General features: G+C 37.4%; 21 protein-coding genes. 18 read left to right on the forward strand and 3 right to left on the reverse strand.

Annotation, left to right across the window (positions count from 1 at the left end; all coding sequences use genetic code 11):
* Nucleotides 1–47: 47 nt before the first annotated feature.
* The 3 genes from Q0M21_RS11945 to Q0M21_RS11955 all read right to left on the reverse strand — a co-directional run bounded on the left by Q0M21_RS11945 (nucleotide 48) and on the right by Q0M21_RS11955 (nucleotide 6,510).
* Nucleotides 48–1,484: a SusD/RagB family nutrient-binding outer membrane lipoprotein gene (locus tag Q0M21_RS11945; protein ID WP_295338622.1), complete on the reverse strand. Its 1,437-nt coding sequence runs from the start codon at nucleotides 1,482–1,484 to the stop codon at nucleotides 48–50.
* A gap of 11 nt (nucleotides 1,485–1,495) precedes the next feature.
* The gene (locus Q0M21_RS11950; protein ID WP_295338626.1) at nucleotides 1,496–4,747 is read right to left on the reverse strand and encodes a SusC/RagA family TonB-linked outer membrane protein; all 3,252 of its coding nucleotides are present in this window, start codon (nucleotides 4,745–4,747) and stop codon (nucleotides 1,496–1,498) included.
* Between the two features lie 95 nt (nucleotides 4,748–4,842).
* A complete protein-coding gene (locus Q0M21_RS11955; protein WP_295338628.1) occupies nucleotides 4,843–6,510 on the reverse strand; it encodes a BamA/TamA family outer membrane protein in 1,668 nt (555 codons plus the stop codon).
* A 179-nt stretch (nucleotides 6,511–6,689) separates the two neighbouring features.
* Between Q0M21_RS11955 and rpsL the strand changes: the two genes are divergently transcribed.
* The 18 genes from rpsL (at nucleotide 6,690) to rpsN (ending at nucleotide 16,591) form a co-directional block, all read left to right on the forward strand.
* Nucleotides 6,690–7,073: a 30S ribosomal protein S12 gene (rpsL, locus tag Q0M21_RS11960; RefSeq protein ID WP_007136570.1), complete on the forward strand. Its 384-nt coding sequence runs from the start codon at nucleotides 6,690–6,692 to the stop codon at nucleotides 7,071–7,073.
* A gap of 24 nt (nucleotides 7,074–7,097) precedes the next feature.
* Nucleotides 7,098–7,574 carry a 30S ribosomal protein S7 gene (gene rpsG, locus Q0M21_RS11965; RefSeq protein WP_131476300.1) on the forward strand — a complete coding sequence of 159 codons (477 nt, stop codon included), beginning with the start codon at nucleotides 7,098–7,100 and terminating at the stop codon, nucleotides 7,572–7,574.
* A 10-nt stretch (nucleotides 7,575–7,584) separates the two neighbouring features.
* Complete coding sequence (gene fusA, locus Q0M21_RS11970; protein WP_295338634.1) at nucleotides 7,585–9,741, forward strand: elongation factor G; 2,157 nt, start codon at nucleotides 7,585–7,587, stop codon at nucleotides 9,739–9,741.
* Nucleotides 9,742–9,752: 11 nt separating this feature from the next.
* Nucleotides 9,753–10,058 carry a 30S ribosomal protein S10 gene (gene rpsJ, locus Q0M21_RS11975; protein ID WP_026710316.1) on the forward strand — a complete coding sequence of 102 codons (306 nt, stop codon included), beginning with the start codon at nucleotides 9,753–9,755 and terminating at the stop codon, nucleotides 10,056–10,058.
* Nucleotides 10,059–10,305: 247 nt separating this feature from the next.
* On the forward strand, nucleotides 10,306–10,923 hold the full coding sequence (gene rplC / locus Q0M21_RS11980) for a 50S ribosomal protein L3 (protein ID WP_295338639.1): 618 nt from the start codon (nucleotides 10,306–10,308) through the stop codon (nucleotides 10,921–10,923).
* The gene (gene rplD, locus Q0M21_RS11985; protein WP_295338643.1) at nucleotides 10,923–11,552 is read left to right on the forward strand and encodes a 50S ribosomal protein L4; all 630 of its coding nucleotides are present in this window, start codon (nucleotides 10,923–10,925) and stop codon (nucleotides 11,550–11,552) included. The genes rplC and rplD overlap by 1 nt, the downstream gene beginning before the upstream one ends.
* Nucleotides 11,553–11,558: 6 nt before the next feature.
* Complete coding sequence (rplW, locus tag Q0M21_RS11990; RefSeq protein WP_295338646.1) at nucleotides 11,559–11,849, forward strand: 50S ribosomal protein L23; 291 nt, start codon at nucleotides 11,559–11,561, stop codon at nucleotides 11,847–11,849.
* Nucleotides 11,850–11,855: 6 nt separating this feature from the next.
* Nucleotides 11,856–12,680, forward strand: coding sequence for a 50S ribosomal protein L2 (gene rplB, locus Q0M21_RS11995; protein WP_295338649.1), 825 nt, complete (start codon nucleotides 11,856–11,858; stop codon nucleotides 12,678–12,680).
* A gap of 10 nt (nucleotides 12,681–12,690) precedes the next feature.
* Nucleotides 12,691–12,969 (forward strand): 30S ribosomal protein S19, encoded by a 279-nt coding sequence (rpsS, locus tag Q0M21_RS12000; protein WP_007136562.1) that lies wholly within the window; start codon nucleotides 12,691–12,693, stop codon nucleotides 12,967–12,969.
* 6 nt (nucleotides 12,970–12,975) lie between these two features.
* A complete protein-coding gene (rplV, locus tag Q0M21_RS12005) occupies nucleotides 12,976–13,386 on the forward strand; it encodes a 50S ribosomal protein L22 (protein ID WP_188601661.1) in 411 nt (136 codons plus the stop codon).
* An 8-nt stretch (nucleotides 13,387–13,394) separates the two neighbouring features.
* Nucleotides 13,395–14,141, forward strand: a complete 747-nt coding sequence (gene rpsC, locus Q0M21_RS12010) for a 30S ribosomal protein S3 (RefSeq protein WP_295338657.1) — start codon at nucleotides 13,395–13,397, stop codon at nucleotides 14,139–14,141.
* A 17-nt stretch (nucleotides 14,142–14,158) separates the two neighbouring features.
* Nucleotides 14,159–14,584, forward strand: coding sequence for a 50S ribosomal protein L16 (gene rplP / locus Q0M21_RS12015; protein ID WP_131476292.1), 426 nt, complete (start codon nucleotides 14,159–14,161; stop codon nucleotides 14,582–14,584).
* Nucleotides 14,585–14,597: 13 nt separating this feature from the next.
* Entirely contained in the window at nucleotides 14,598–14,789 is a 192-nt protein-coding gene (gene rpmC, locus Q0M21_RS12020; protein ID WP_295338661.1) for a 50S ribosomal protein L29, read from the forward strand.
* A gap of 19 nt (nucleotides 14,790–14,808) precedes the next feature.
* Nucleotides 14,809–15,066, forward strand: coding sequence for a 30S ribosomal protein S17 (rpsQ, locus tag Q0M21_RS12025; protein WP_162128603.1), 258 nt, complete (start codon nucleotides 14,809–14,811; stop codon nucleotides 15,064–15,066).
* Between the two features lie 2 nt (nucleotides 15,067–15,068).
* Nucleotides 15,069–15,437, forward strand: a complete 369-nt coding sequence (gene rplN / locus Q0M21_RS12030) for a 50S ribosomal protein L14 (protein ID WP_007803649.1) — start codon at nucleotides 15,069–15,071, stop codon at nucleotides 15,435–15,437.
* 12 nt (nucleotides 15,438–15,449) lie between these two features.
* A complete protein-coding gene (rplX, locus tag Q0M21_RS12035) occupies nucleotides 15,450–15,764 on the forward strand; it encodes a 50S ribosomal protein L24 (RefSeq protein ID WP_295338667.1) in 315 nt (104 codons plus the stop codon).
* A gap of 2 nt (nucleotides 15,765–15,766) precedes the next feature.
* Nucleotides 15,767–16,318 (forward strand): 50S ribosomal protein L5, encoded by a 552-nt coding sequence (gene rplE / locus Q0M21_RS12040; RefSeq protein WP_283239745.1) that lies wholly within the window; start codon nucleotides 15,767–15,769, stop codon nucleotides 16,316–16,318.
* 3 nt (nucleotides 16,319–16,321) lie between these two features.
* Nucleotides 16,322–16,591: a 30S ribosomal protein S14 gene (gene rpsN, locus Q0M21_RS12045; protein ID WP_131476287.1), complete on the forward strand. Its 270-nt coding sequence runs from the start codon at nucleotides 16,322–16,324 to the stop codon at nucleotides 16,589–16,591.
* Nucleotides 16,592–16,684: the final 93 nt, after the last annotated feature.

Genomic DNA, 16,684 nt, shown 5'->3' on the forward strand with positions numbered 1-16,684 from the left:
CCACCAGTGAAAACTGGTGGTTTAATTTCGTTTGAGTGGTTTCGGAATTATCTTCTTGCCATTCTGGCACCACCTCCGTTATTGACATCCCAGAATACCGGAGTATCTAGTTCGTCACCTCCGATAGCGGCAGCAGCGGCAGCATGGTTAGTGCCATTAAGAGTTTGCTCGCGTAACGGATAAGTGTATCTTTTTGGAACTGGTAATTCAGAAATAGCGGCCAAGTTCATCACAGGGGCGTCGTATTTTCTGTAAACACACCATCCTTCAAATCCACGGTTGTACATAGCAATCCAGAATTGAAGACCAATTTTTTGTCTCCATGTTCCGGCAGCAGTGCTGTAAGCAACACTTGGATTAGCTAAATAAGCAGCAGCATCAACAGATGATACGCCCCAGTCTTCCATTGAAGCGGTGATAGCAGCATTGTAGTGTGATTCGGCAGTACCGCCAACGCTGTATCCTCTTTCAGAAGCTTCAGCCAACAAGAATTCTACTTCAGCGTAATCTAACAAAACACCACGGAACGTTGGATCATGCATCACGTCACCAATGTGTGTGTATTGTGAGAATGAGTTGTTTTCACCGTAAGGTCCACCTAGATAGCCCGGGATATTATCATCAAAGAATATCGCTCTTCTTGGGTCAGAAAGGTTGTTCATGTAATCAACAATAGTGTTAGCTACTACGAAGTCACTTCTTCCTGATTGTACTAAATCAACCCACAATGGATTTGTGTTCGGAGTAGAGCCTAGGTATTGTATGATTGCATTGTCTGCATTTGAAGTAAACACTCCGCTAGTAACCGCTTGTTGTGCCGCTTGTTGCGCTGATGTATTGTTAACATCGGCCATTCTCATGGCTAATTTCAATTTTACGGTATTGGCAAATTTTTCCCATTGGCTGATATTACCGCCATAGATTACATCAGAAGAAACGAAACCGGCTTCGCCACTTGCGTCAAACATGGCAATAGCCGCATTGATTCTAACCAATAAATCGGCATAGATGTCGGTATCATTGTCATAAGCAGGTGTAGGTTCAGCAGAACCTTGTAAAGCAGCAGAATATGGAATATCTCCAAAAGTATCTACCAATTGTTGCCAAGTATATACTTCTAATACTTCAATCATCGCCTTTTTGTTATCGGTATCGGCCATTGATTTAGCATCTTTTAAGTCATAAAGAACATTGGAATACATTTCAGTCCAATGATTGGATGGAATGTTACGTGTTACTAAATCGTAGTTACTTTCGTCAACATACGTTGTTTCTGTCCAATATTGTGCAAACAAGCGGAATACATTAGTATTCACGTTTGTGCTTTCCATTTGGTCAAACAAACTCTTGGTTGCAGATGTGAATAAGGCATCAGCAGATACTTGAGTCGGATTGTTAGGATCTCGGTTGATATCCTCATATTTATCATCATTCGCACAGCTAACAAGCAGTACAGATGTAAATAAAAACAAATATTTTTTCATATCATTTTTTTTTAAAATTCAAATTTAAGGCTAGCTCCAATTTCTTTAATGGCAGGGTAACTTCCAGATTGGTATCCTTGAATGTTACCGGCGCTTAAACCAGCTTCAGGGTCGGCATAAGGAACGTTTTTGTGGATAATCCATAGGTTTCTACCAATTACAGATAAAGAAAGGTTTTGCATGAACAAGCGTTTGGCTATTTTGTCTGAGAAGTTGTAAGTAAGACTTACTTCTCTCAATTTAACAAATGAAGCATCGTACACATGAGATGCTTGTGGCGTTCTTACATATCCCCACGGGTTAGCATAGGTTGTTGCATCAGCTACTACTGTATTTTGGGTGCCATCAAATAATACACCTGGTAAAATTACACCTCCACCATCGGCTACAGCATCACGAACAGGATTTCCAAGGTGATTAGTGCCAGCTGTAAAATCATACAGACCAGTGGCATAACCATAATAGGTGTCAAGTGAAAATACATCACCACCTTTTTGAATATCAATCAAGAAGCCTAAACTAATATTTTTGTATTTGAAAGTATTCTTAATTCCTCCAGTCCAATCCGGATTGATGTTTCCGATAACTTCATTACTTGAAGAAGTTCTTTTATACATACCTATCCAGCCTGCAGAAGGTAAGTCTGGATCGTTTGGACTCCAAACCATTGGTTGCCCGTTATCACCATATATAAAATCTCTACCTCTGATAACACCGAAAGGCTCGCCTAAAGCAGCACCTAAGGTTACACCTCCTTGAACTGAAGCCAATTGGATGAATTCAACACCTTCAGCTAAACGAGTAACTTCACTTCTGTTTTTAGCGTAGTTGATTTTAATGTCCCAAGAGAAATCTTCTGTTTTGATTGGTTTTCCGTTTAAAACCAATTCAATCCCTTTGTTTTCCATATCAGCACCGTTTAACCATAAGTTTGTGGCTCCAGTTCCTGATGAAACTGCTATTGGAGTAATCAAATCAACTGTTTTTCTGCTGTAGTAGGAAAAGTCTAAGCCTAAACGATTTTTGAATAATTGTAATTCTAAACCTAACTCGATATCTTGACTTTCTTCAGATCTTAAATTTGGATTGTTGAAGAAAGATGGGTTACTAGCTGTAGCAGCACCGTTGAAAGAAGCACCTACACCATAAGTATTGAATACTTGATAAGGGTCAGTGTCGTTACCTACAACAGCGTAATTTGCTCTGAATTTACCAAAAGTTAACCAATCTTGTTTGAGTAAATTGGAGAAAATAATACTTGTAGAAACTGATGGGTAGAAATAAGTATTATTCTTAACCGGTAAAGAGGAAGATCTATCTCTTCTTCCTGTTACATCTAAATAATAAGTTCCTTTATATCCTAAGCCTACCTTAGCAAATACACCATCTACTTTTTTAGTGTAATCTATCTTATTATAGTCTTCAGATGTTAGTGGGTTAACAGAGTTTGATAATGTAAACAATCCTTGTGTTACTAAACCTCCATTGGTTTCCGCTTCTAAAGAGTTTAATTTATTTACTCTTAAGTTGAAACCAACTAAACCGTTTATATTTAAATCGCTGTTAATATCGTAATTCATATTAGCCATTAAATCGTAGTTTAGCTCAGAGGCTTTTCTGTTTACCACATTGTATCGAGAAACATTAGCTGAACCTACGTCGGTTCTCTCTTCTCTGATTTCACTGAAGGAGTCAAAAGTAAATCTTCCCATTAAACTCAACCAATTGTTGATTTTTTGATCTAATTTGAAGTTTCCGGTGTAGCGGTCTCTACTGTCAGATTGGTAGTTTCTGTAGAGTACCCAGTAAACGTTGTCTGTATAGATTGGAGACAAATCTGAAACTGAATTTACATTCCAAGTAATGTTTTCTCCTGTACTGAAGAAAGCGTCTTTTTGTTGGCCAAGGTCAACGTTAGTTTGCCACCATTGTCTGAAAGCTTGCATTGGGTTGTTACCGTCATAACCGGTCCCGTTTCTTCCTTTTCCTATGTTGTTGGTGTATGAGAAGTCAACTGAAGCACTTAGTTTATCAGTTAAGTTTTGAGAACCAGCAAAGGTAATAGTGTTTCTTTTAATTTCACTATTAGGCATAACTCCCTCTTGGATTTTATTAGTGAATCCCATACGGAAACTACCTTTGTCTGTACTTTTTCCGAATGAAACGGAATTGGTTTTAGTCAAAGCTGTTTCGAATACTGAGTTAGGGTTGTTTTTCCCGGCAACCCATGGAGTAGGTTGAAGATAACCTGGTAATTGCGGGAAGATAGAAGTCCATTGGTATACTAATAAATTCGGATCAAATGCAGCTCCATAAGAAGCGTCTTCAGTAAAAGGAACCACTAAGTCGTTGGTAGCATCTCCGTTGATATCGAAGTAACTGAAGTATCCGCTTGGGTCATCATAATAAGGTCCGTAACCGGCTCCGTATTTGTTTTGATATCTTGGTAAGGTTTTACTGTCTACAGTTCCTGCTGTAATTGAACTTGTAAAACTAACTCCGATTCCTTCCCCTTTTTTGCCTTTTTTGGTGGTAATAATTAAGGCACCATTGGAGGCTCTTGAACCATATAATGCGGTAGCCGCTGCTCCTTTCAATACGTTAATGCTTTCAATGTCGTCAGGATTGATGTCCATTGCGGCATTCCCATAGTCATACCCCCCGCGACCTGTTCTTTGGTCCGCAGAGTTGTTGGTGTCATTCAATACCGGAGTTCCGTCAATAATAACTAGTGCTTGGTTAGAACCTGAAATCGAATTGTAACCTCTGATGATGATGTTTGAGGAACCTCCTAGTGTTCCTGTGGATTGAACATCTAAACCAGCGATTTCTCCGGATAAAGCATCCGCGAAGTTGGTGATAGGTGTGTCAGATACATCAGATCCTTTTACTTCTTGAGTGGAGTATCCGAGAGATTTTTTCTCTCTTTTGATCCCCAAAGCAGTTACTACAACACCTTCCAATTCAACTGCATCATCTTTCATTTTTACATTAATTGTTGTTGATGAGGCTACAATTTCTTGCGACTTCATACCAACATAATTAAAAATAAGAGTTTGCGTTGGAGAGGCGCTGATGGAAAACTTACCGTCGAAATCGGTTTGAGTTCCCAGTTTAGTTCCTTTAACAAGAACATTAACTCCCGGAATTGGTAAGCCGCTGTTGTCGGTAACAACACCGGTTACAATCCTTTCTTGTGCAAAAGAAATTTGCACCAATAACGCTATGAATAGCGTCAAGAATCCATTTAACTTTGTTTTCATTATTTAATTTGGTTATAATTAGTTAACCAAAAGTCTTAAAAAAATCTTAAAAATCCTAAAGAATTCTTAAAATTTATTCTTAAAATTTTAAACTTTTAGAAATTGGCCTTAAAGCTGATATGTACAATGGAATTGGAGAGTTTTGCGGTTTGGTTTTTGGTGCTTCCATTGGCGTAAATAATGTTAAAAAGACCGTTTTGAGTTAAAAGTCCAAATCCTAAGCCTAAGCCCAGTAAATTTTCTTTAACATTAGATACATTGTCTGCCATATAGCCGTAATCAATTATGGTGTGTACGTAAAGATTAGAAGTTGCCAAATAGCGATACTCGGTTAGTAAGGATGTAAAAGTATTGGCTTGCAGGCTGTTTTCATTAAAGCCTCTAACGGAGTTGATTCCGCCAAAACGATAAAGTTCATTGATGATGTAATCACCGCTACGCAAATAGAAGTTTTGTGATTTGATGTTGATAATGTTCTTGGGATTCAAGTAAAAATTATGTTTAATAAGTAGACTGCTGAAAAATTGCTCGTTACTGTTGAGTTTTGAGTCCCTCTTTCCAGTGCCGATTTTTAGATGCAGATTGGTTTTTTCAGGAAATAAAAAATCTTGGTTTGAAAAGGCGGCGAATTCAAATGAAGCAGTAACAAACGAGTTTTCGTAATCACTAATAGATGTTGAGTTGGTGTTTTGTATATCGCTTGATTCGGTAGATTGATATCCCAGATAAGCGCGTGTGTTGTAATTAAAAAAGTATCCCAATTCTATGTTGGTTCTGGTGTTTTGGAAGGTGCTGTCTTGCTTGAAGATGTTTAATTCTGCTTTCAAGCCAAGAGGACTTTTGAAAATGTAGGGCAGCTCCAATCCTAGGTTGAAAGTTTTTTGGTCTTGACCGTCGCTTTTCCAATAGAGTGCAATTTTTTCTCCGGAATTTAAGATATTGCTCAAGACTAAATCTAAGTAGCCACTTACTACTAGTTTCTCTTTGTCGTCATTGGTGAATCCCAAGTAGCCATCGAAGGTATTGGGTTTGGCTTTTTCCGGATAAATGTAAATTTTGGTGGAGTCTTTGGTGAATAAAATCTCAGGGTATTTGGATTGTTTTATAAAGCGGTACTTTTCAAAGTCGGCATAAATTTTTTCTACACTTTTTTGGTTGAAAGTTTTATTTCGATAAAGGCGTAAAATATTTTTTTTGTGGCTAACCGGAAATTTTGGGTAGCCATTGATGACAATATCGTTGATGGTTCTTTGGGTTTCTTTATTTAAGTTCAGGTCGGCGGTGATTATATCGTCTTTTTTGATGACATTAATCAGGGTTGCTTTAGCCATAGAAAAACCCGAAGTTTCTAATTTCGTAATGATTTCTGAAAGGAATGTTTCTGTTTGGTCAAATGGAAGCGTCAGAGTGTCTTTTTTTGCAAGGTAATTTTTGGGTATGAAATCTTGAAAATTTATACCTATATATATGCGTGCATACTTTATTCTTGTTCCGAGGCTGTATTTGAATTGTAAAACAGAGTCGTTGGGTTTGTAGGTTTCGATGATTTGACTGTCTAAGTATCCTGTTTTGTTTAATTTTTCCAGTAGTAAAACATTGGTGTTGTTAACCGATTTGATGTTTTTATGTTTTCTTTCGTAACCGATGCTGTCAATGATTTTGTTTTCTGCTTCATTTTGACCTAAGATTTTTAAATGCAAGCTTTGGGCAGAGATATTTCCGCTAATAATGAAGAAGGCAAAAAGAAAAAAAAACTTTTTCAAGCGATTGGACTTTGCTTCAAAATAACGTAAAAAATATCTTTTTATTGCGGTTAATTGAATCGAAAAAGAATCTATTTGAAAATTAATTAATTATGATTTGTTTCGATAAAAATAATTACTACATTTGCAACCCCTAAAAAAAGGGAATTTAATAAATAAAGAAATTTTAGTATTTAATTATGCCAACAATTCAACAATTAGTAAGAACAGGAAGAACTCAAATCACTAAGAAGAGTAAATCGGTTGCTTTAGATTCTTGTCCTCAAAGAAGAGGTGTTTGTACGCGTGTTTACACTACTACTCCTAAAAAGCCAAACTCTGCGATGCGTAAAGTTGCGCGTGTACGTTTGACTAACGGGAATGAGGTGAATGCTTACATCCCTGGAGAAGGACACAATTTACAAGAGCACTCGATAGTATTAGTGAGAGGCGGAAGGGTAAAAGATTTACCGGGAGTTAGATACCACATTGTGCGTGGTGCGCTTGATACCTCAGGTGTAGCAGGAAGAACACAAAGAAGATCTAAGTACGGTGCTAAACGCCCAAAAGAAGCTAAAAAGTAATTTAAAAACTTTTAAAGAAAAGACATGAGAAAAAGACAGGCCAAAAAAAGACCTCTTTTACCAGATCCAAGGTTTAATGATCAATTGGTTACCCGTTTTGTGAACAACTTAATGTGGGATGGTAAGAAATCAACAGCTTTTAAAGTGTTTTACGATGCTATTGATATCGTAGAAACGAAAAAGAACAATGATGAGAAAACTTCATTAGAAGTATGGAAAGATGCATTAACCAATGTTATGCCGCACGTAGAGGTTCGTTCTCGTCGTGTAGGTGGGGCGACTTTCCAAATTCCGATGCAGATCAGACCGGACAGAAAAATTTCAATGGCGATGAAATGGATGATCCTTTACGCTCGCAAAAGAAATGAAAAGTCAATGGCTGCAAAATTAGCTTCTGAAATCTTAGCCGCGGCTAAAGAAGAAGGTGCTGCTGTTAAAAAGAGAATGGATACTCACAAAATGGCAGAAGCAAACAAAGCATTCTCTCACTTTAGATTTTAATATTTAAGAAATGGCTAGAGATTTAAAATATACTAGAAATATAGGTATTGCAGCTCACATTGATGCTGGTAAAACAACAACAACAGAGCGTATCTTATTTTATACAGGTAAAACCCATAAGATTGGAGAAGTTCATGACGGAGCTTCAACTATGGACTGGATGGAACAAGAAGCGGAAAGAGGTATTACAATTACTTCTGCCGCTACTACTTGTGAGTGGAATTTCCCAACTGTTCAAGGAAAAGCTATTCCTGAATCTAAGGCTTACCACTTCAATATTATCGATACTCCGGGACACGTAGATTTTACCGTAGAGGTGAACCGTTCCCTTCGTGTATTAGATGGTTTAGTGTTCTTGTTTAGTGCGGTTGACGGTGTTGAGCCTCAATCTGAAACCAACTGGAGATTAGCAGATCAGTACAGAGTTCCTCGTATGGGATTTGTAAACAAAATGGACCGTCAAGGTTCTAACTTCTTGGGTGTTTGTCAACAAGTAAAAGACATGTTGAAATCAAATGCAGTAGCTATTACTTTGCCGATTGGTGAGGAGCAAGATTTCAAAGGGGTGGTTGACTTAGTGAAAAATCAAGCTATCATTTGGCATGATGATACACAGGGAGCTACTTTTGATGTTGTTGATATTCCTGCTGATATGGTTGATGAAGTGAAAGAATATCGCTCAAAACTTATCGAGGAAATTGCTACTTATGATGAGAACTTGTTAGACAAGTACATGGAAGATGAGAATTCTATTACTGAAGAAGAAATCAATAAGGCTTTACGTGCGGCTACTATCGATATGGCTATCATTCCTATGTTATGTGGATCTTCATTCAAAAACAAAGGAGTTCAGTTCATGTTGGATGCTGTTTGTAAATATTTGCCATCTCCATTAGATAAAGAAGGTATTGAAGGTATTCACCCTGATGATAAAGATTTATTAGAAGAAGATCAAAAGAAAGTTATTCGTCGTCCTGATGTAAAAGAGCCGTTTGCTGCTTTGGCATTTAAGATTGCAACAGACCCTTATGTTGGTCGTTTGGCTTTCTTCCGTGCTTACTCAGGTCGTTTAGATGCTGGGTCGTATATTTTGAACACTCGTTCAGGAAACAAAGAAAGAATTTCTCGTATCTACCAAATGCACGCTAACAAGCAAAATCCAATCGAGTACATCGAGGCAGGAGATATTGGTGCGGCAGTTGGATTTAAAGACATCAAAACAGGAGATACGATGTGTGATGAGAAGCATCCGATTATCCTTGAGTCAATGAAATTCCCAGATCCGGTAATCGGTATCGCTATTGAGCCTAAAACTAAAGCTGACGTTGATAAAATGGGTATGGCTTTGGCTAAATTGGCCGAAGAGGATCCAACGTTTACTGTTAGAACTGATGAAGCTTCAGGTCAAACGATTATCTCAGGTATGGGTGAGTTACACTTAGATATCCTTGTTGATCGTATGAAACGTGAATTCAAAGTTGAAGTGAACCAAGGTGAACCTCAAGTTGAGTACAAAGAAGCATTCACTAAATCTGCACAACATAGAGAAGTTTACAAAAAACAATCGGGTGGACGTGGTAAATTTGGTGATATCGTATTCCGTTTGGAGCCTGCTGATTTAGTTGACGGTAAGCCTTTTGTAGGATTACAATTCGTTAACGAGGTAAAAGGAGGTAACGTACCTAAGGAATTTATCCCGGCTGTTGAAAAAGGATTCAGAGAAGCTATGAAAACAGGTCCTTTAGCTGGTTACACTGTGGATAGTTTGAAGGTAACTTTATTGGATGGTTCTTACCACCCGGTAGATTCTGATGCGCTTTCTTTCGAGTTGGCTGCTAAAATGGGTTACAAAGAAGTGGCTAAGGCTGCCGGAGCTGTAATTCTTGAGCCAATCATGAAAATCGAAGTGATTACTCCTGAAGAAAATATGGGAGATATCGTGGGAGATTTGAATAGAAGAAGAGGTCAAGTAAATGATATGGGTGACAGAGCAGGTGCTAAAACAATTAAGGCACACGTTCCGTTATCAGAGATGTTCGGTTATGTAACTACATTAAGAACATTATCTTCTGGTAGAGCAACCTCTACTATGGAGTTCTCTCACTACGAACAAACTCCTTCTAACATTTCTGAAGAAGTAATTAAAAAAGCAAAAGGTAACGCTTAATTTTTATCAAGATGAGTCAAAAAATTAGAATAAAATTAAAGTCTTACGATCACATGTTGGTGGATAAATCAGCTGAGAAAATCGTAAAAACTGTGAAAAGCACAGGTGCTGTTGTAACAGGTCCAATTCCGTTACCTACGCACAAAAAAATATTTACTGTATTGCGTTCTCCACACGTGAATAAAAAAGCGAGAGAGCAGTTCGAAGTAAGTTCATACAAAAGATTATTGGATATCTACAGTTCTTCATCAAAAACAATTGATGCTTTAATGAAGCTTGAATTGCCTAGTGGTGTAGAAGTGGAAATCAAAGTCTGATTCTAGTATGATCTAAAATTAAATCCGTCTCGTTTAGTGAACGAGGCGGTTTTTTTATTTGAGTGTTTCGGTGTATTGTTTTTTTAGTCTGTTTTAACCGGTTTTAGTGGTTTTGGGATTAGTTTAAAAAAATCTTAAAAAAAGGATAATCAATAGTTTGCATTCTAAAATAATTATTATACTTTTGCACGCTCGATTGGGGTAGTATGCCCTTTTCAAAAAATTAGTAATTTAAAATAAGTTTAATATGTCTGGGTTAATTGGAAAAAAAATCGGCATGACAAGCATCTTTGATGAAAACGGGAAAAACATTCCTTGTACAGTAATCGAAGCTGGTCCATGTGTCGTTACCCAAGTCAGAACCAAAGAGGTTGACGGGTATGAGGCTCTTCAACTTGGTTTCGATGACAAATCAGAAAAACACGCTACAAAAGCTGATTTAGGTCACTTTAAAAAAGCGGGTACTTCTGCTAAGAAAAAAGTCGTTGAATTCCAAGGATTTGAAGAAAACTACAAATTAGGTGATAATATCACTGTGGAAGTATTCAGCGAAGGAGAATTTGTTGATGTACAGGGTGTATCAAAAGGTAAAGGTTTCCAAGGGGTTGTAAAACGTCACGGTTTTGGTGGGGTTGGACAATCCACACATGGTCAACACAACCGTTTAAGAGCGCCGGGATCTGTCGGGGCATCTTCTTATCCATCACGTGTATTCAAAGGGATGCGTATGGCTGGAAGAATGGGAGGAGATAATGTAAAAGTACAAAATCTTAGAGTTTTGAAAGTAGTGGCTGAAAAGAACCTACTTGTGGTTAAAGGTGCTATTCCTGGACACAAAAACTCTTATGTAATCATTCAGAAGTAATGGAAGTAAAAGTTTTAGATATCAACGGAAAAGATACTGGAAGAAAAGTTGAACTTTCTGATTCAGTATTCGGCATTGAGCCAAATAATCACGCAGTATATCTTGATGTTAAGCAATACTTAGCCAATCAAAGACAAGGTAACCACAAAGCTAAAGAAAGAGCTGAAGTTGCCGGAAGTACTCGTAAGATTAAAAAGCAAAAAGGTACAGGTACTGCTCGTGCAGGATCTAAAAAGAGTCCATTGTTCAAAGGTGGAGGAACAGTTTTCGGTCCAAGACCAAGAAGCTACTCTTTCAAATTGAACAAAACTTTAAAAAGATTGGCTCGTAAATCAGCTTTGTCTTTAAAAGTAAAAGAGTCAAATTTAGTTGTTGTGGAAGACTTCAATTTTGAAACACCAAACACTAAAAATTTCATTAACGTTTTGAAAGCTTTAGGGTTAGAGAACAAAAAATCATTGTTCGTGTTGGGTGATTTAAATAAAAATGTATATTTGTCGTCACGCAATTTAAAAGCCTCTAGTGTTGTAACTAATTCAGAATTAAGCACTTATGCTATATTAAACGCTAATAATTTAGTGTTATCTGAGGGTTCATTAGAAGGAATTGTTGAAAACTTAAGTAAATAACAGGCCATGAGTATCATTATTAAACCTATCATTACTGAAAAAATCACCAAAGAAGGTGAGGTTTTTAATCGTTTTGGTTTTGTTGTTGACAAAAAAGCCAACAAAGTTCAAATTAAGAAAGCTGTAGAGGCTGCTTATGGAATTACTGTTGTAGATGTGAACACGATGAACTACAGAGCTGACAGAACCGTAAAATATACAAAAAGCGGATTGATCAGCGGTAAAACAAATGCTTATAAAAAAGCAGTTGTTCAAGTAAAAGAAGGAGAAACAATAGATTTTTATAATAATATCTAATAGAAAATGTCAGTTAGAAAATTAAAACCTATTACCCCGGGTCAGCGTTTTAGAGTTGTGAATGGTTTTGACGCCATTACAACTGATAAGCCGGAGCGCTCTTTGTTAGCACCGATAAAAAACTCAGGAGGTAGAAATAGTCAAGGAAAAATGACCATGCGTTATACAGGCGGTGGTCACAAACAGAGGTATCGTATCATTGATTTCAAAAGAACTAAAGTGGGAATCCCTGCTACAGTGAAATCTATCGAGTACGATCCAAACAGAACAGCTTTTATCGCGTTATTGTGGTATGCAGATGGGGAGAAAACCTATATTGTTGCTCAAAACGGATTACAAGTAGGACAAACAGTTGTGTCTGGTGAAGGTGCAGCTCCTGAAATCGGAAATACTTTGCCTTTGAGCAAAATTCCATTGGGAACTGTTATTTCTTGTATTGAATTGCGTCCTGGACAAGGAGCGGTTATTGCTCGTTCTGCAGGTACATTTGCTCAATTAATGGCAAGAGACGGAAAATATGCTACTATTAAAATGCCTTCAGGTGAAACAAGATTAATCTTGTTGACTTGTTCAGCAACTATTGGAGCTGTTTCTAACTCTGATCACCAATTAATCGTATCTGGTAAAGCAGGTAGAAGCAGATGGTTAGGTAGAAGACCAAGAACAAGACCGGTAGCAATGAACCCAGTAGATCACCCAATGGGAGGTGGTGAAGGACGTTCATCTGGAGGTCACCCACGTTCTAGAAAAGGTTTACCGGCTAAAGGTTACAGAACTCGTTCTAAAGTTAACCCGAGCAACAAGTATATTGTAGAACGCAGAAAGAAATAATTAGATAGACATGGCACGTTCATTAAAAAAAGGACCATTTGTTCACTATAAATTAGATAAAAAAGTTCAGGAAAATATTGCCGGAGGTAATAAAGGAGTAGTTAAGACTTGGTCTAGAGCTTCAATGATTACACCGGACTTCGTAGGACAAACTATCGCAGTTCACAATGGTCGTCAATTTGTTCCGGTTTATGTAACTGAGAACATGGTAGGACATAAATTAGGAGAGTTTTCACCAACAAGATCTTTTAGAGGTCATGCTGGAGCAAAAAATAAAGGTAAAAAATAAGAAGCAATGGGAGTTCGTAAAAGAGAAACTGCAGACGCAAGAAAAGAGGCTAACAAGTCTATTGCCTTTGCTAAATTAAATAACTGCCCTACTTCACCTAGAAAAATGCGCTTAGTAGCAGACTTGGTAAGAGGTCAGAAAGTGGAAAGAGCTTTAAATATTTTAAGATTTAGCTCAAAAGAAGCTTCACGCAAATTAGAAAAACTATTATTATCAGCTATCAACAACTGGGAACAGAAAAATGCTGAAGGTAATGTAGCGGAAGCAGGCTTATTTGTTAAAGAAATCCGTGTAGACGGCGGGATGATGTTGAAAAGACTTCGTCCGGCTCCACAAGGAAGAGCACACAGAATTAGAAAACGTTCTAACCACGTAACTATCGTGTTGGGACAATTAGATAACACACAAAGTAATTAATAAACAGTATGGGACAAAAGACAAATCCAATTGGAAATCGCCTTGGTATCATCAGAGGATGGGATTCAAACTGGTATGGTGGAAATGATTACGGTGATAAAATCGCCGAAGATTATAAAATCAGAAAGTACATCCACGCTCGTTTATCAAAAGCTAGTGTGTCAAAAGTAATTATCGAGAGAACTTTGAAACTTGTAACCGTTACTATCACTACGGCTCGTCCAGGTATCATTATTGGTAAAGGCGGTCAAGAGGTAGACAAGTTAAAAGAAGAACTTAAGAAAGTTACTGACAAAGAGGTTCAAATTAACATCTTTGAAATTAAAAGACCAGAGTTAGATGCTTATTTAGTTGCAACAAGTATCGCTCGTCAAATCGAGAGCCGTATTTCATACAGAAGAGCTATTAAAATGGCTATCGCTGCAGCAATGCGTATGAATGCAGAAGGTATCAAAGTTTTGATCTCTGGTCGTTTGAATGGAGCTGAAATGGCACGTTCTGAGCAATTCAAAGAAGGAAGAATTCCTCTATCAACTTTCAGAGCCGATATTGATTATGCTTTAGGTGAAGCTCATACTACTTATGGTAGAATGGGTATCAAAGTATGGATCATGAAAGGTGAGGTTTACGGAAAAAGAGATCTATCTCCATTAGTAGGCATGGACAAAAAACAAGCCGGTCAAGGTGGTGGAAAAAATGATGCTCCACGTGGTGGAAAATCAAACGGAAAACCAGGAGCTCGTAAAAGAAAGTAATTTTAAACTAAAGAAAGATGTTACAACCTAAAAGAACAAAATACCGTAAGGTACAGAAGGGTAGAATGAAAGGTGTTTCTCAAAGAGGACACGAGCTTTCTAATGGAATGTTTGGAATTAAATCAGTACATGAAACCGGAATGTTCTTAACTTCACGTCAAATCGAGGCTGCGCGTATCGCTGCAACTCGTTTCATGAAGAGAGAAGGACAATTATGGATTAAAATTTTCCCGGATAAACCAATTACCAAAAAACCTCTAGAGGTTCGTATGGGTAAAGGAAAAGGAGCTGTTGAATATTGGGCAGCTGTAGTTAAACCAGGAAAAATCATGTTTGAAGTAGGTGGCGTGCCACTATCAGTTGCTAAAGAAGCTTTGCGTTTAGCTGCTCAAAAACTTCCAGTTAAAACTAAGTTTGTAGTTGCTAGAGATTTCGAAGCATAATCAAAAAAATATTATGAAACAATCAGAAATTATCAATCTGTCTGCAGCTGAGTTGCAAGTGAAACTTACTGAGTTGAGAAAAGTTTATATGGATTTAAAATCTACACATGCTATTTCTCCAATCGCCAATCCACTTCAAATCAGAAGTGCCCGAAGAGCTGTTGCTAGAGTAGCAACTGAGCTAACTAAAAGAGAGTTACAATAATTGTATGCTAGCTGAAAAGATGGAAAAAAGAAATTTAAGAAAAGAAAGAATTGGTGTTGTTACGTCAAACAAAATGGACAAGTCTATTGTTGTGGCACAAGTAACCAGAGTAAAACACCCGTTATATGGTAAGTTCGTATTGAAAACTAAAAAGTTTCATGCACACGACGAAACAAATGACTGTAACATTGGTGATACCGTAAAGATCATGGAAACAAGACCTTTATCAAAAACCAAATGTTGGAGATTAGTTGAAATCATTGAAAGAGCGAAGTAATTATGGTACAACAGGAATCAAGATTAAAAGTAGCAGATAACACAGGAGCCAAAGAAGTTTTGACTATCCGTGTTTTAGGAGGAACGAAACGTCGTTATGCCTCTGTTGGAGATAAAATTGTAGTGTCAATTAAAGATGCAACACCAAACGGAAACGTAAAAAAAGGTGCTGTTTCTACTGCAGTTGTTGTGCGTACCAAAAAAGAAGTGAGAAGAGCCGATGGTTCTTACATCCGTTTCGACGATAATGCTTGTGTTCTTTTGAATGCAGCAGGAGAAATGAGAGGAACTCGTGTTTTTGGTCCGGTTGCAAGAGAACTTCGTGAAAAACAATTCATGAAAATTGTATCATTAGCACCAGAAGTGCTTTAATTCGTTAGTAAGATGATAAAGCTAAAAATAAAATCAGGAGATGTAGTAAAAGTTATCGCAGGTGACCACAAAGGTGCTGAAGGTAAAGTTTTACGCGTTGACCGTGAAAAAAACAAAGCCATCGTTGAAGGGGTAAATATGGTGTCTAAACACACTAAGCCGAGTGCTAAAAACCCTCAAGGAGGCATTGTTAAGAAAGAAGCTCCTATTCATATTTCCAATATTGCCTTAATTGATCCAAAATCAAAAAGCGCAACTAAGGTTGGAATCAAGGTTGAAGGAGATAAGAAAGTGAGATTTTCAAAAAAATCTAATCAAGTATTATAGTTATGGCTTATACACCTAGACTTAAACAAGAATATAAGGACAGAGTAATTGCTGCCCTTAAAGAAGAATTCGGTTATAAAAACGTGATGCAAGTTCCAAAATTGGAAAAAATCGTTTTAAGCCGTGGCGTTGGTGCTGCAGTGTCTGATAAAAAATTAGTAGATTATGCAGTAGAAGAGTTAACTAAAGTTACCGGTCAAAAAGCAGTAGCTACTATTTCCAAAAAAGACGTTGCGTCTTTCAAATTGAGAAAAGGCATGCCAATCGGTGCTAAAGTAACCCTTAGAGGTGAAAGAATGTATGAGTTCTTAGACAGATTGATTACATCTTCTTTACCACGTGTAAGAGATTTTAACGGTATCAAAGCTACAGGTTTTGACGGAAGAGGTAACTACAACTTAGGGGTAACTGAGCAAATCATTTTCCCTGAGATTGATATCGACAAAGTAAACAAAATCTCCGGATTGGATATAACTTTCGTAACTTCTGCAAAAACAGATAAAGAAGCAAAGTCATTATTGGCTGAATTAGGTTTACCTTTTAAAAAGAATTAAGACATGGCTAAAGAATCAATGAAAGCCCGTGAGGTTAAAAGAGCTAATACGGTAGCAAAGTACGCTGAAAAAAGAAAGGCTTTATTAGAAGCCGGAGATTATGAAGGTTTACAAAAATTACCAAAAAATGCTTCACCGGTTCGTATGCACAATCGTTGCAAATTAACAGGTAGACCAAGAGGATATATGAGACAATTTGGTATTTCGCGTGTTACTTTCCGTGAAATGGCAAACCAAGGATTGATCCCGGGAGTAAAAAAAGCCAGCTGGTAATAGTTGGAATTTCAGCAGATAATTGTACATTTGCCGGATTTTTGCCGGTAACGTGCAATTATCTGCTTTAAAAATTGAGTTTAATGGCTTCAG

Origin of the sequence: Flavobacterium sp., from assembly GCF_024710485.1 — a bacterium.
Lineage (GTDB): Bacteria > Bacteroidota > Bacteroidia > Flavobacteriales > Flavobacteriaceae > Flavobacterium.

What these genes read in the sequence shown, in the direction of transcription:
- rpmC (WP_295338661.1), top strand. Translation starts at nt 14,598, where the DNA reads ATGAAACAATCAGAAATTATCAATCTGTCTGCAGCTGAGTTGCAAGTG.
- Q0M21_RS11950 (WP_295338626.1), bottom strand. Translation starts at nt 4,747, where the DNA reads ATGAAAACAAAGTTAAATGGATTCTTGACGCTATTCATAGCGTTATTG.
- rplB (WP_295338649.1), top strand. Translation starts at nt 11,856, where the DNA reads ATGTCAGTTAGAAAATTAAAACCTATTACCCCGGGTCAGCGTTTTAGA.
- rplP (WP_131476292.1), top strand. Translation starts at nt 14,159, where the DNA reads ATGTTACAACCTAAAAGAACAAAATACCGTAAGGTACAGAAGGGTAGA.
- fusA (WP_295338634.1), top strand. Translation starts at nt 7,585, where the DNA reads ATGGCTAGAGATTTAAAATATACTAGAAATATAGGTATTGCAGCTCAC.
- rpsS (WP_007136562.1), top strand. Translation starts at nt 12,691, where the DNA reads ATGGCACGTTCATTAAAAAAAGGACCATTTGTTCACTATAAATTAGAT.
- rplE (WP_283239745.1), top strand. Translation starts at nt 15,767, where the DNA reads ATGGCTTATACACCTAGACTTAAACAAGAATATAAGGACAGAGTAATT.
- rpsN (WP_131476287.1), top strand. Translation starts at nt 16,322, where the DNA reads ATGGCTAAAGAATCAATGAAAGCCCGTGAGGTTAAAAGAGCTAATACG.
- rpsL (WP_007136570.1), top strand. Translation starts at nt 6,690, where the DNA reads ATGCCAACAATTCAACAATTAGTAAGAACAGGAAGAACTCAAATCACT.
- rplV (WP_188601661.1), top strand. Translation starts at nt 12,976, where the DNA reads ATGGGAGTTCGTAAAAGAGAAACTGCAGACGCAAGAAAAGAGGCTAAC.
- rpsQ (WP_162128603.1), top strand. Translation starts at nt 14,809, where the DNA reads ATGGAAAAAAGAAATTTAAGAAAAGAAAGAATTGGTGTTGTTACGTCA.
- rpsJ (WP_026710316.1), top strand. Translation starts at nt 9,753, where the DNA reads ATGAGTCAAAAAATTAGAATAAAATTAAAGTCTTACGATCACATGTTG.
- rplD (WP_295338643.1), top strand. Translation starts at nt 10,923, where the DNA reads ATGGAAGTAAAAGTTTTAGATATCAACGGAAAAGATACTGGAAGAAAA.
- rplN (WP_007803649.1), top strand. Translation starts at nt 15,069, where the DNA reads ATGGTACAACAGGAATCAAGATTAAAAGTAGCAGATAACACAGGAGCC.
- rpsC (WP_295338657.1), top strand. Translation starts at nt 13,395, where the DNA reads ATGGGACAAAAGACAAATCCAATTGGAAATCGCCTTGGTATCATCAGA.
- Q0M21_RS11945 (WP_295338622.1), bottom strand. Translation starts at nt 1,484, where the DNA reads ATGAAAAAATATTTGTTTTTATTTACATCTGTACTGCTTGTTAGCTGT.
- rplC (WP_295338639.1), top strand. Translation starts at nt 10,306, where the DNA reads ATGTCTGGGTTAATTGGAAAAAAAATCGGCATGACAAGCATCTTTGAT.
- rpsG (WP_131476300.1), top strand. Translation starts at nt 7,098, where the DNA reads ATGAGAAAAAGACAGGCCAAAAAAAGACCTCTTTTACCAGATCCAAGG.
- rplX (WP_295338667.1), top strand. Translation starts at nt 15,450, where the DNA reads ATGATAAAGCTAAAAATAAAATCAGGAGATGTAGTAAAAGTTATCGCA.
- rplW (WP_295338646.1), top strand. Translation starts at nt 11,559, where the DNA reads ATGAGTATCATTATTAAACCTATCATTACTGAAAAAATCACCAAAGAA.